This is a genomic window from Paenibacillus sp. FSL E2-8871 (genome assembly GCF_038000345.1).
GTDB lineage: Bacteria > Bacillota > Bacilli > Paenibacillales > Paenibacillaceae > Paenibacillus_AQ.
On record NZ_JBBOBV010000001.1, the window covers coordinates 4,058,416 to 4,072,832 of the forward strand.

Consider the following 14,417-nt stretch of genomic DNA (forward strand, 5'->3'; position numbering starts at 1 on the left):
TAATGAATCAAATATCAAAGCTGTTTTCTATTTATTCAAAAAGAACGGCCAGGACAGCACCGTTCAATTACTTATTTTAAATATCGGTGATGCATTTAAGGTTTATTACTCGGCCCGGAGCTCCAACAATGCGTCACGCAGCTCTGCCGCGCGTTCGAATTGCAGGTTCTTCGCAGCGTCCTTCATCTCGGCTTCCAGACGCTGGATCAGGCTTTGTTTCTCTTTCTTATTCATCTTGCCACCAACACCCGTGAGGTAATCCGCTTTGGACTCGGCAACCTTCGTTGCCTCGATGATGTCACGCACCTTTTTATTAATGGTGGTTGGGGTAATGCCGTGCTTCTCATTATGGGCGATCTGGATGGCGCGACGACGCGACGTTTCGCTCATCGCCTTCTCCATCGAATCAGTGATTCGATCACCGTACATGATTACACGACCCTCGGAGTTACGGGCCGCACGACCAATCGTCTGAATTAGGGAGCGTTCGGAACGAAGGAAGCCCTCTTTATCCGCATCGAGAATAGCGACCAGCGATACTTCCGGGAGGTCGAGACCTTCTCTTAGCAGGTTAATCCCTACCAAAACATGGAATGTACCAAGTCGAAGATCACGTAAGATCGCCATCCGCTCCAGCGTTTTGATATCAGAGTGCATATAACGAACCTTAATCCCAATTTCCTTAAAGTAATCCGTCAGATCCTCTGACATCTTCTTCGTCAACGTTGTGACGAGTACGCGTTCGTCTCGTTCCACCCGATCACGAATTTCACTAATCAAGTCATCGATTTGTCCCTCTGTAGGACGAACCTCAATGATCGGATCCAAAAGACCTGTAGGCCGGATAATCTGCTGCACCATGGTGTCGCAGTGCTCCATTTCATAGGGTCCTGGTGTCGCTGAAACATATACGATCTGCTTCACTTTTTCTTCGAATTCCTCGAACTGGAGTGGACGGTTATCCAGCGCAGACGGCAAACGGAAACCATGCTCTACCAGTACCGTCTTACGCGCCCGGTCACCATTATACATCGCCCGAATCTGTGGAAGTGTTACATGGGACTCATCAATAATGATCAACATATCATCTGGAAAATAATCCATTAATGTATACGGAGTTGCCCCTGGTTCACGGAAGGTGAGCGGACCGGAATAGTTCTCAATCCCAGAGCAGAAGCCCACTTCTTTCATCATCTCAATATCATAACGTGTCCGCTGTTCCAGACGCTGAGCTTCAAGAAGCTTACCTGCGTCACGAAGAACCGTTAAGCGGTCTTCCAGCTCTTTTTCAATGTTAACCAGTGCCACTCGCATCGTTTCTTCCTTGGTAACAAAGTGAGACGCCGGAAAAATAGCGACATGATCGCGCTCCCCGATCAGTTCACCCGTCAGTACATCAATCTCAGTGATTCGTTCAATTTCGTCACCGAACAATTCGACCCGAATGGCATGCTCACCCTGAGATGCCGGGAAAATCTCAACCACATCACCACGTACACGGAAGGTTCCGCGTACAAAATTGATATCATTACGCTGGTACTGGATATCCACTAGCCTGCTCAAAATCTCATTTCGAGGCTTCTCCATCCCTACCCGCAATGACAAAAGCAAGCTTCCGTATTCCATCGGCGAACCGAGGCCGTAAATACAAGACACACTCGCCACAATAATAACGTCACGCCGTTCGAACAAGGAGCTCGTTGCGGAGTGGCGCAATTTATCAATCTCTTCATTAATACTGGAGTCTTTCTCGATATAAGTATCGGAGGAGGGAATATACGCCTCTGGTTGGTAATAGTCGTAGTAGCTGACGAAATAGTCTACCGAATTATGCGGAAAAAACTCCTTAAACTCACTCGCCAGTTGGGCAGCCAAAGTCTTGTTGTGCGCAATAACTAACGTCGGGCGGTTTAATTTGGAAATAACTTGTGCAACGGTAAACGTCTTCCCCGTACCCGTCGCGCCCAGCAGCGTCTGGTGCTTCTTGCCCTGCCGGATGCCTTGTAGTAATTCCTCTATGGCATGAGGCTGATCGCCCTGGGGTGTATACTCGGACTCCAATTCAAAAGTCTTTGTACTGACGACAATATCACTCATTTGCCCGTCTCCCCTCTATCGTCTAAACTAGATTAATATATTATAATTGTTGTCTGAATGTTCTCTCTCCATACGATGGCAAGCTAAAACGCCTTTGGCGTCTCTAAAAGACGTTAAGCTGTTGTGCGAGAATTATAAGGATTAAAGTATAACGTGAAACTTATACTTTCTTATAATTAAAAAATATGGAAGATAAGAATATGTGTTCCCGTTCATTATACAGTGTTGCCTAGATCGTTGCAAACCATAATACATAGAAATGTTAGGAGCTTGAAGCATGGATATTACCTCAATAATCGGCCTATTGGCTGGACTGGCTGCGTTAATCGGCGGCTATCTCTGGGAAGGCGGAAGCCTCTCAGGACTGCTGCAGCTTAATGCAGCTTTGATTGTGTTCGGGGGTACGTTTGCCGCCGTTATGATCAGTTTCCCGGCATCTAAGCTGCGCTCCATTCCAACAGCATTACGCATGGCTTTCGGTAGCAACCCTGATCGTGATGTAGAAAAAGCAGAAGAACTTATTGCAATGGCAACCGTGGCCCGTCGCGGCGGCGTTCTAATGTTAGAAAAACAAGCTGAAGAACATCCGGACCCTTTTACACGTGAAGGTCTACTTCTTATTGTCGACGGCACTGATCCTGAGCAGGTAAGACAGATCCTTGAATTAGAAATGGATGCTAAAGAATTGAAGCATGAGAATTATGCTAAGATTTTTGAAGCTGCAGGTGGATATGCACCAACGATGGGAATTATCGGGACGGTGATGGGGCTCATCCGTGTACTTGGCAACCTTACAGATCCGTCAAATCTGGGCACATCTATCGCAGTGGCATTTACCGCAACATTGTACGGTGTTGCCATCGCTAATTTAATATTTTTACCCATCGCTTCCAAAATCAAATCCCGCAGTCAGAGCCAGCTACATAGTATGGAAATGCTGCTCGTCGGCATTCTTTCTTTGCAGAACGGGGATCACCCCTTGCTGGTGCGTAAAAAACTGAACTCATTCATCTCAGACACGGACACGAATGACCGTGCGGAAACTAGAGGTCTTCTATGAGACAAAGAGACCGGCGCAAGCGGCGTGTAGAGACTCGGGAAAGCCGCGACCGTTGGATGATTACTTATGCTGATCTAATTACACTTTTACTTATTTTTTTCGTTATATTGTATGCGATGAGCAGCCTGGATACTGACAAATATAACATCGTGACAGGCTCGTTATCCGAGACCTTCAAATCTGGCAGCACTGTCCTTGAGGGTGGGAACGGCATTTTAGATGCTGGGAAATCAACTGAGAACAAACCGGAAAGTACAGACGGGAATGGGAATGCAGCTGCAACTGCGAGACCGAATGATGGATCTGCTGAACAAACGGAGAACGAAACACCTTCGGCACGTGAACTTGCTTTTCGAGAACAAGAGGCTAAACTTGCTGAATTAATGGGTGTGATCACGAACTATGTAGAGGAAAATAATCTCGGAGAACAAATTTTTGTTGCCGACAAACCACAGGGGATAGAAATCACCCTCAGTGATCGTTTTCTCTTCGATATAGGTAAGGCAGACCTGAAGTCTCCAGCCCTGCCTGCTCTTCAGCAGTTATCTGGCTTATTCAGCGATATCGGCGCAAAGATCAGCATTGAAGGACATACCGATAATACGCCAGTATCTTCGGCTTCTCACTATAACGACAACTGGGAACTGTCTGGTGCTCGTGCGCTGTCTGTACTGCGCTTTTTCTTAGATCGGGAAGGATTGAATCCCGACAATTTTCAATATGCAGGTTATGCTGATACCCAGCCTACCGCGGATAATACAACGGCAGAAGGTCAGCAAAAGAACCGCCGTGTAGAGATCATTGTGATGCGGCAGCTTCAAGAGGGTGCCTAAAAAATGTTTTACTCAGAGCTAGTTACAGTAGCTAGGCCTGTGCGGGAGCGAATCTGCTTATCAACATACCAAAATGGGCTCGCCACTATTTATTACGGAAATACTCCCTGATTATCTGCCTATTCCCTTGTCCAGGCGCAGAATTAGGGAATTCCTCCCTGATTAATACCCTATTTAGTCAGAAATAGCGCTTTTCACCGAAATTTTAGGGAGGAATTCCCTAAAACCCTTTGTGTCACGCTATATTCGTCTAAAATAAGGGAGGTTTTCCCTAATTCCACAATCAGTAGATTCGCTTTTAAATAAAATCCCATAATTCTAAAGAGTCCCAGGATTTAACTCAAAAATCACCACCACTATCTATATAAAAACACCAAACAGCAAGTCCCCAAAAACGGAAACTTGCTGCTATAAATATCACATTCGGTGAAATTAATATTCAGAAAAAAATTAGAATTACTCCCCTACCAATGCACGATATCCAGCTGCATCTAGCAGACCTTTTACAGCATCAGCGTACTCTCCGTCCACTTCAATTTCAAAAATCCAACCTTCACCATACGGCTTATCATTAATCAGCTCCGGACTAGCTTCTAATCCGTCATTAATCTTGGTAACCGTCCCTGAGACGGGTGAATAGAGTTCCGATACGGTCTTAACGGATTCGATACTGCCTACGCTGTCGCCAGCTGAAATGGCCGAACCCACTTCAGGAAATTCCACAAATACGATATCGCCTAACAAATGCTGAGCATGATCCGTAATCCCAACACGTACTACGCGTCCTTCCACTTGCTGTGCCCACTCATGCTCTTCGCTGTAAAGAAGGTTATCTAAAACTTCACTCATTTCAAGCCGCCTCATTTCCAAATTGGAATTCTAAATTTAGTTATAGCCTAAGTGATCGCGGAGCATAATGTCAATATTACTAAAAGTAAAATAAATTTGTCGTTTTTTTGACTTTTTCTTGTTGACAGCGCCCTCCTATACCCGTTTAATGGAGACATACAAGAAGAAACGACGATGTCGTCTTTTTATAGACGATAACCGTTTCTCGAAGAAATATAAGGATAATGTATAATGTGAAACATATACTTTCTTATATTTGAAACAAATACAGTTGCGGATGATGGCATAGGGAGAGACTGTCTCACTTGAAGACGGCGCCGAAGGAGTAAGCCCTAACAGGGGTGAATCTCTCAGGCAAAAGGACCTTTGTCGGACGTACCTCTGGAGAGCATCAGACGCGAGGCTGAGTGCGTCAGGTCACCAACGGGGAAACTTGCATGTTAGTTACGCAGGGTAACTCTCAGGTACAAAGGACAGAGCAGAAAGCGATTAGTGCATTTATGCATGATTGCTTCTGCCTGTCCTTTTTTTCGTATGTAATCAGACTAGGGGAGTGACGACATGGATGCTTTGAAAAGAACGCCTTTTTATGATCTCTATTCCGCATATGCGGAGTCCAGGTGCATTGATTTTGGCGGCTGGGAGCTGCCAGTACAGTTTACAGGTATCGTGAAGGAGCATGAGGCTGTTCGCCAGCAGGCTGGACTGTTCGATGTATCGCATATGGGTGAATTCATGGTGATCGGAAGCGGCGCTGAAGCCTTTTTACAAAAAATGACGACCAACGATGTCAGCCGCCTTACCGATGGTGCGGCACAATATACGCTGCTCTGTTATCCAAACGGCGGGGTGGTCGACGATTTACTCGTGTATCGACTAAGTGAAGGCCGTTATATGCTCGTCGTAAATGCCTCCAACATCGATAAGGACTTCCAGTGGCTGCAAGAACATCTGACCTCTGAATTCGGTGAAGTCACACTCACTAATGTCTCTGACGAGACGCTTTTGCTCGCATTGCAAGGTCCGCTGGCAGAGACCATACTCGCAGAAGTTACTGATGCACCAATCTCAACGCTCAAGCCTTTCCACTTCATCGAACGCGCAACCGTCTGCGGTGTAGAAGTACTGATCTCCCGTACGGGTTATACCGGTGAAGATGGCTTCGAAATTTACGCTCCGCTGGATGGGGCAGCAACGTTATGGAACGGCCTTCTCGCAGCAGGCTCTCCTCACGGATTAACACCTGCTGGACTGGGCGCACGGGATACACTTCGTTTCGAGGCAAAATTGCCACTGTACGGTCAGGAGCTGTCGGCTGACATCACGCCTCTTGAAGCTGGAGTACAGTTCTTCGTGAAGCTGGACAAAGCGGATTTCATCGGACGCGATGCGTTGATACAGCAAAAAGAAGCGGGTCTCCCCCGCCGTCTTGTCGGTCTAGAAATGATTGATCGAGGCATTCCACGCTCCCATTACCCTGTCTATGCGGACGGCATCAAAATTGGAGAGGTCACAACCGGAACCCAATCTCCAACGCTGAAACGCAACCTGGGATTAGCTTTGCTTGATACAGCTTACAGTGAAATAGGCACAGAGGTTTTCGTAGAGATACGTGGCAAGCAGCTTAAAGCTGTCGTGATTAAGGCCCCTTTTTACAAGTATAAACGCCTTTAGCGTCCATATTAGGACGGTGAACTTTTAAGCGAGAAATAAAAGGATAAAGTATAACGTGAAAATTGTACTTTCTTATATTTTAAAAAAGCCAAGGAGTGAAACCTTAATGAAGCACCGTTATCTGCCCATGACAGCACAGGACCGCGTAGAGATGATGGAAACCGTCGGGATTCAGTCCATAGATGAGCTGTTCTCCGATATCCCTGAAGCCGTCCGTTATCAAGGCACTATGCCGATGTCTGAACCGCTCGATGAGTACGCCCTGCTACGTCACATGAAAGGTCTCGCTGACCGAAATGCTGACTTCGATTCGCACGCCAGCTTCCTCGGCGCCGGATTATACGACCATCACATCCCCGTGGTGATCAACCATGTCATTTCCCGTTCGGAATTCTACACTGCTTATACTCCTTACCAACCAGAGATCAGCCAAGGCGAACTGCAAGCGATCTTCGAATTCCAATCCTACATTTGCGAACTAACCGGTATGAAAGTTGCCAATGCCAGTATGTATGATGGCGCAACCGCATTATCCGAAGCAGCAGTCCTCGCAGCTGGTGCCACCAAACGCAAAAAATTAATTGTCTCCCGCACCGTTCATCCTGAAGCGCGCCAAGTGTTACGCACATCGGCTAATGCTTGGGGTCTTGAGGTAGTGGAGATTGACTATAGAGACGGTGTTACCGATCAGGCTAAGCTTGCTGAGGCCATTGATGTTGATACGGCTGCAGTACTGATGCAATCGCCTAACTTCTTTGGCAGCATCGAAGATCTTAGCTCCGTTGAGCCACTGATCCATGCTGTTAAAGGGTTGTTCGTCGTCAGTGCAAATCCGATCGCTCTTGGCGTACTAGAAACACCAGGTAAGCTCGGAGCCGACATCGTAGTCGGTGACGCTCAGCCACTCGGTATTCCCGCTTCCCTCGGAGGTCCAACCTGTGGATTCTTCGCTGTAGCAGAGCATTTAATGCGCCGCATGCCAGGTCGTATCGTTGGTCAAACTGTTGACCGTAACGGTAAACGCGGCTTCGTTCTGACACTCCAAGCTCGTGAACAGCATATCCGTCGTGAAAAAGCGACATCGAATATCTGCTCCAATCAGGCGCTGCTCGCACTCTGCGCATCCGTCTACCTGTCCGTAATGGGTAAAGAAGGGATGCGTGAAGTAGGCGAGCTGAACATTCGTAAAAGCCATTACGCCGCTAATAAACTAAGCGAACTAACAGGTGCTGAACTCACCTTCTCCTCCCCATTCTTTAACGAGTTTGTCGTGAAGCTTCCGAAAGGAAGCAGCGTAAGTGCAATTAATTCGAAGCTGCTGAAGGAAGGTTATTTAGGCGGTTATGATCTGGGCCGTGATTATCCTGAACTTGCTGGACATATGCTAGTAGCCGTTACGGAAAAAAGAAGCAAAAACGAAATCGACCAATTCGCTAGCGCACTGGAGGGCTGTTTATGAAACCGGAGCAAAGTCTAATTTTTGAATTAAGCCGTCCCGGCCGTTCGGCCTATTCTTTGCCACTGTGCGATGTGCCGCAGGAAGAAAGCTTAGAATCTCTGATTCCATCAGGATTACTCCGTAGCGAACCCGTCGTGCTTCCAGAAGTATCGGAAGTGGATGTCATTCGCCACTACACTTCCTTGTCACGTCGCAACTTTGGGGTAGATAACGGCTTCTATCCACTCGGTTCATGCACGATGAAATACAATCCGAAGATTAACGAAGATGTTGCCCGCATCGTAGGCCTAGCTAAGATCCACCCTTACCAGCCAGAAGAAAGCATTCAAGGCGCACTGGAATTAATGTATACCCTGCAAAATGACTTGTCTGCACTAACCGGCATGGATGCTGTATCTTTACAGCCTGCCGCAGGTGCTCATGGTGAATGGACTGGTCTCATGATGATCCGCGCCTACCATGAAAGCCGCGGCGAGACCCGCACGAAGGTTATCGTGCCGGATTCCTCACACGGCACCAATCCTGCTAGTGCTTCAGCAGCAGGACTTGAAACGATCACGATCCCTTCCACAGATAAAGGGATGGTTGATCTTGAAGCACTCAAAGCAGCTGTTGGCAGTGACACAGCCGCACTGATGCTGACTAACCCAAGCACACTCGGCTTGTTCGAGACCCAAATCGTCGAGATTGCTGAGATCGTGCACGAAGCAGGCGGCTTACTCTATTACGATGGAGCCAATTCCAATGCCATTATGGGCATTACCCGCCCTGGTGACATGGGCTTTGACGTTGTGCATCTGAACTTGCATAAGACAATGAGCACCCCGCACGGCGGTGGTGGCCCTGGAGCCGGACCTGTCGGCGTAAAATCCATCTTGATTCCGTTCCTACCACAACCAACTGTGGTGAAAAACGAAGATAGCAGCTTCTCACTCGACTTCGGCGGACCTGAATCGATTGGACGCGTGAAAGCTTTTTACGGCAACTTTGGTATTCTCGTTCGTGCCTACGCCTATATCCGCACCTATGGTCCAGACGGACTGCGTGAGGTATCCGAAAATGCCGTGCTGAATGCGAACTATATGATGCACCGTCTGGCGCCGTATTTTGAAATCCCATATCCGGGCGTATGTAAACATGAATTCGTAATGTCCGGCAAAAACCTCAAGCAGTATGGTGTACGCACCTTAGACGTTGCTAAACGATTACTCGACTTCGGCTACCATCCGCCAACCGTGTACTTCCCTCTGACTGTAGAGGAATGCATGATGATCGAACCGACGGAAACCGAAAGTAAAGAAACACTGGATGGCTTCATTAATACGATGATCCAGATCGTAAAAGAAGCGCAGGAGACACCAGAAATCGTAATCAACGCACCTCATACCACAGAAATTAGCCGATTGGATGAGACACAGGCTGCACGTAAGCCGGTATTGAATTGTTCTTGCGGTTAACAGCTAATGAGTAGTATTAAAAAAGCAGGCCACGATATCAGTTATCGTCGGCCAGCTTTTTTGTATGCGAATAAAAATCAACACTATGATCTACTCGGCCTGCTCCTTCGCAAAAATCTGGAGTTATGATATCCTAATTTCGAGGGTAGCGTTTTCCCTTAGAAAGGAATGTATTCCTTGTGAAATTTGAATTTGTCCATAATGTATTCCACAGAAAATATTTATTGTCCCTTCCCTATTTGCTCCTCGCATTATTTATGTTATCCGCCTTGTCTTCGTCCCATAGAATATTCTCTATCATCCCTTTCATATTAATTATGGTATCGTTGTGAAAATCATTATTTATAAAATCAAAACTTTGATCTCTCGCATTGTCCAAATACGCAAGTAAATTCTCATTTTCTAAAAAATAAGGCCCTTCCCAGCATCATTAAAAATGTCTGAGAAGGGCCTTTTTTAGTTGTTTATCACTATAAGTTTTTGATATTACGCACCATGCGTCGGAGTTTCTACTGTCCCCACGCCTTTGCGCTCCTTAGCCGATTTACGGAAGTAGAACAGCTCGTAAATCGCTGGAACCACAACTAGCGTAAGCAGCGTTGCCGCGGTCAAGCCACCGATGACCACAATCGCCAAGCTTTGCGAGACGATGCTGCCCATCTCGGCATGGCCGAACAGCAGTGGAGTCATGGCGCAAATGGTAGCAATAGCCGTCATCAGAATCGGGCGCATCCGTGTTCCGGCCGCTTCCAGAATGGCTTCGCGAATACCCATATGCGTTTCATTCTGCTTAATACGGTCGATAAGCACAATCGCATTCGTGACGACGATACCAATTAGCATCAGAGCCCCGAACAGGGCAGTGAAATCAGGTGTTACGCCGGATACGATCAGTCCAACAATCGCCCCAATCGCAGCCAAAGGCAAGGAGAACATGATTGCCAGCGGAGCACGAAGGGTTTTGAAGGTGAGGACCATGATCAGATACACCAACCCGATGGAGATCAGCGCTGTCATACCAAGGTCAGCGAAATCCTCTGACTGATCAACCGAGGCTCCGCCTGCAAATAGAGTCACACCCTTTGGAAGGGTAAGACTATCGGTTTGCTTTTTAATATCCGCTCCGATTTCAGACACCTTCTTCGGATCCACTTCCGCTGTAATTCTCGCATATGGCTTCCCATCTTTATGGAACAACAGTGCTGGTTCATTCCGAACCTCATAGGTTGCTAGTTGTGACAACGGCTTTGGACCTTCAGCAGTCATGAGCGTCATTGCCTTTAAATCTTGCTCTGTCTTAGGCTCAGCCATAGGATGTAACACTACTCCTGCAGGTGTACCGTCCAGTTCGATTTGCCCCATAGGGATCGGATTCAGCATAGCCGACAATTGCATGGTAATTTCTTGTGCATTGGTCTGTGCTGGATCTACCTTAAATGTAAAGACAGGTTTGGTATCCTCCATATTACTACTGACCTTCTGAATCCCCTCCACAGTCTTCAACTTATTCGTAACTTCTGCTGCAACAGCAGTAATATCTGTAAGATTATCACCCACGATATCAATATATTCGCTAGTGGAGCTTGAACCCATCATACTCATTTGATTAGCAACAAGTGTTGCCCCAGCGTAGGAATCCTTCACATCACGGACATGATCGATGAAGCCTTGCGCATCCGCACCTTTTTTCATCACAACGGTATAGTCCACTAAGGTCTCCGAGCTGACGGACCCCCACTGGGCCGCATCTGCACTGTTCCCTGATTGCATGATCACCGTTTCCGCTTCAGGCTGTTTCATCAAATCTTGCTCTAACTGCTTTCCTTTTTCTAAAATCTCTTTGACAGGAACATCCTTAGGATAATTCAACTGAACAGAGACATAGCTGGCATCTGAAGCATCAAGCGCACCTTTTGGCATAGTCACATAAGCAGCGATAGAGCCAATCAGAAGGAGAAGACCTAGCGATAAAGTAATCCATTTCCGGCGCAAATTCCAATCGAGGAATCGAGTGAACCATTTAGACGGCTCGTGTTCTTTCATTGAAGTTCTTCTCAGCAGCCATGAGCTTAACAGCGGAACCACCGTCAAAGCTACAACGAGTGAAGTTAACAGTGAATACGTGACCGTTAAGGCAAACGGAAGTAGGAACGCCTGTAAACTACCACGCAGAAGACCCATCGGCAGAAATACCGCTACCGTTGCAATCGTAGATGAAGTAATCGCTCTAGCCACTTCCCCAGTTGCGCTTATAATCATTTCACGGGAGAAGGGTTCTTTTTGCAGCCTACGGTAAATGTTCTCAATCACTACGATACTATCATCAACCAAGCGACCGACCGCAACGGCCACACCTCCGAGTGTGATAATATTCAGACTTATGCCGGATATATCAAGCAGATATAAGGTAACCGCTAGTGAAAGCGGAATAGAAACCGCCGTAATCAGTGTTGCCCGCAGGTTGCGTAGAAACAGTAAAATTACGATCGTCGCGAACAGCGCGCCGAGCAATACTTCACGCATCATACTATTCACCGAGGTAACCACCATATCTGATGTGCTGAATACGACCGCTGCCTCTGCATTTGGAATGGTTTTGTTAATATGTGCTACGGTATCCTGTATATGATCTCCGACACTTACTGCATTCGCATTAGCTTCTTTGGTTACTATGGCGAAAAGAACATCTTTCCCATTCGAGCGGCTAACACTCTCTTGATCTTCCTTCAATTCGATGACAGCAATATCCTGTAGCTTAACACCCGAGGATACGGGTAGCTTTTTTAGAGTATCGATACTATCAATTGTAGAAACCACATTAACGTTACCTGTCTGACCACCAATCGTCTGCTCCCCAAGGGATGCCGATACATTACGTCCCTGAAGTAACCCTAGTACCTGAGGTGTCGTAATTCCTTTCTCAGCCATTAATTTTGGATCTAGCTTCACCCGCACTTGCGGAGTTACTTTCCCATATAAGGCGACGTTGGCTACACCTTCTGCTTGTTGCATCTCTGGAATGATCGTTTCTTCCGCAAGCTTAAGGTTTTCTTTAGTCAGACCTTCGTCAAACGAAAGGGTGACCTGTGACACGGGAATCATGGAAGTATTCAGTTGAAGTACAAAAGGAGCCATCACCCCTTCAGGGAACTGCAACGAATCTACAACCTTTTGCACCTCCCCAGCAGCATCCTTCATATTTGTTTTTGAGTCATAAAAAATATTCACCTGTGCGTATCCGTCTCCGGAAGTGGACAGTATTTCTTTCTTTCCCTTAACAAATGCGGCCCCAGCCTCAATCGGCTTCGTAACCTTCGTCTCCATCGCATGGGCATCCTGACCCGGACCGAGCACCGTTACAGTCACTTGCGGATTATCTGCCTCTGGCATAAATTCCATCGGTAGCGAAGTGTAGCTCAGCCCTCCCACTACAAGCGCCATTACCACTAAAAGCCCTACCGCCGCCTTGTTACCGAACGACCATTTGGTTAACCATTTCATTATCGTTTCCCCTTCCACCCCGTATATTTCTGGTACTCCTCTTATGACTGCCCCATTATGTATTATTTTCCATCCCGAGATTTAGTTTAGACATTTTTGGTCGAAGTCAAAACAGCCCTACGGCTGGTTTTATACTCAGTCTTAAGACGGGGGGCTTTCTCCTTCCGAAGGATAGGGAATTAGAGCAAACAAAAAAAGAGCACCCCAAAAGCCATTTAAAATGGCTTTCGAGACACCCTTTTGCTATGATTATTATTTTTGTTTAGCGCGCACTGGATCGCGGAACATATATTTTAAGAGTGGTGGTGTTACAAGTGTTGTTACAATGACAACAATAATGACCGAAGTAAAGTACTGCTGCTGCAACAATCCGCTTTGCAGACCTGTTGCCGCGATGATCAATGCAACCTCACCCCGCGAAATCATCCCTGAACCAATAATAAGCGACGAATGGTTATTAAAACCTGTAAGACGCGCACCCAGACCACCGCCGAACAACTTGGTCAGAATGGCAATCACCGTCAACAACAGGACGAATCCTAGTTGACTGCCAACCCCTTCAAAGGAAACATTAAGTCCGATACTGACAAAGAAGACCGGAACAAAAATCGAATAGGCAATAGGCTCAAGCTTAGATTCCACAGTGTGCTTAAAGGAGGTTTGTGAAATAGCAATCCCAGCTGCAAAAGCACCGATGATGCCTGCCATCCCCATAATTTCAGCAAAATACGCGAACGCAAAGCAAATCATTAGCGCCGCTGCAATAACAGCCTCTGTCACCTTTAACGGAGCCATCCATTTCATAACCCGCGGCACAACGAACCAACCCACAACAAGCGCTACAGCGAAGAACAACACTTTTTTCGTAATTAAAAGACCAATGGACACTGATTCTCCTGTGCCGAAAAAGCTCATTAATACAGCGAGCAAAATAACAACCAGAATATCATCGACTACAGCGGCTCCCAGAATGGTAGAACCTTCACGTGTATTCAACTTATTCATATCCTTCAGTACCTGAACCGATATGCTGACTGAAGTTGCACTAAGAATGACACCCATAAACATAGCATTATGATAAGCAAAACCAAACATTTCTCCGATGGCGAATCCACCTAGAAAAGGTAAAATAATACCTCCGACGGCTACTGCGAAAGCTGACTTCCAGTTCTTGCGCAGTTGATCCAGATCAGTCTCAAGCCCTGCTATAAACATTAACAATAGAACACCGATCTCCGAAAAATAATGAATAAACTCTCCATTTTGAATCCAACCCAGTACCGCAGGACCTAGTATAATACCGACAATTAACTTACCCAGTACCGACGGTTGTCCCAGTCGTACAGATAAATCACCAGCTAGCTTGGTGAATAGTATAATCAGCATAAGATATAGAACAAACTCCATGTTTCATCCACTCCCTTGTTGTATATAAGAACTGCCAACCAGGGACATCTCCAAGCCAAAAAAAGACAAAGAGGAGCCCT

The 14,417-nt window shown here is 46.6% G+C and carries 9 protein-coding genes and 1 riboswitch; of the genes, 5 read left to right on the forward strand and 4 right to left on the reverse strand.

Going from position 1 to position 14,417, the window contains the following annotated elements; translation table 11 throughout:
* Positions 1-105: 105 nt before the first annotated feature.
* Entirely contained in the window at positions 106-2,097 is a 1,992-nt protein-coding gene (gene uvrB / locus NYE25_RS18555) for an excinuclease ABC subunit UvrB (RefSeq protein ID WP_042192280.1), read from the reverse strand.
* A 277-nt stretch (positions 2,098-2,374) separates the two neighbouring features.
* Between uvrB and NYE25_RS18560 the strand changes: the two genes are divergently transcribed.
* Complete coding sequence (locus NYE25_RS18560; RefSeq protein ID WP_076286986.1) at positions 2,375-3,157, forward strand: flagellar motor protein; 783 nt, start codon at positions 2,375-2,377, stop codon at positions 3,155-3,157.
* On the forward strand, positions 3,154-3,990 hold the full coding sequence (locus NYE25_RS18565; protein ID WP_341146551.1) for a flagellar motor protein MotB: 837 nt from the start codon (positions 3,154-3,156) through the stop codon (positions 3,988-3,990). Before NYE25_RS18560 ends, NYE25_RS18565 begins: the two co-directional genes overlap by 4 nt.
* Positions 3,991-4,446: 456 nt before the next feature.
* Here the strand turns inward: NYE25_RS18565 and gcvH are convergent, their stop codons facing one another.
* Positions 4,447-4,839 carry a glycine cleavage system protein GcvH gene (gene gcvH, locus NYE25_RS18570; protein ID WP_042131286.1) on the reverse strand — a complete coding sequence of 131 codons (393 nt, stop codon included), beginning with the start codon at positions 4,837-4,839 and terminating at the stop codon, positions 4,447-4,449.
* 277 nt (positions 4,840-5,116) lie between these two features.
* Positions 5,117-5,215, forward strand: a riboswitch (glycine riboswitch).
* 185 nt (positions 5,216-5,400) lie between these two features.
* On the opposite strand from gcvH, the gene gcvT reads away from it, so the two are divergent.
* From gcvT to gcvPB, 3 genes are all read left to right on the forward strand, one after another.
* A complete protein-coding gene (gene gcvT / locus NYE25_RS18575) occupies positions 5,401-6,513 on the forward strand; it encodes a glycine cleavage system aminomethyltransferase GcvT (protein WP_042192287.1) in 1,113 nt (370 codons plus the stop codon).
* A 106-nt stretch (positions 6,514-6,619) separates the two neighbouring features.
* On the forward strand, positions 6,620-7,972 hold the full coding sequence (gcvPA, locus tag NYE25_RS18580) for an aminomethyl-transferring glycine dehydrogenase subunit GcvPA (RefSeq protein WP_341146552.1): 1,353 nt from the start codon (positions 6,620-6,622) through the stop codon (positions 7,970-7,972).
* Positions 7,969-9,429: an aminomethyl-transferring glycine dehydrogenase subunit GcvPB gene (gene gcvPB / locus NYE25_RS18585; protein WP_076286983.1), complete on the forward strand. Its 1,461-nt coding sequence runs from the start codon at positions 7,969-7,971 to the stop codon at positions 9,427-9,429. Before gcvPA ends, gcvPB begins: the two co-directional genes overlap by 4 nt.
* 486 nt (positions 9,430-9,915) lie before the next feature.
* On the opposite strand, the gene NYE25_RS18590 is transcribed toward gcvPB, so the two are convergent.
* On the reverse strand, positions 9,916-12,930 hold the full coding sequence (locus tag NYE25_RS18590) for an efflux RND transporter permease subunit (RefSeq protein ID WP_341146553.1): 3,015 nt from the start codon (positions 12,928-12,930) through the stop codon (positions 9,916-9,918).
* 252 nt (positions 12,931-13,182) lie between these two features.
* Positions 13,183-14,337 (reverse strand): cation:proton antiporter, encoded by a 1,155-nt coding sequence (locus NYE25_RS18595; protein ID WP_042192295.1) that lies wholly within the window; start codon positions 14,335-14,337, stop codon positions 13,183-13,185.
* Positions 14,338-14,417 lie beyond the last annotated feature (80 nt).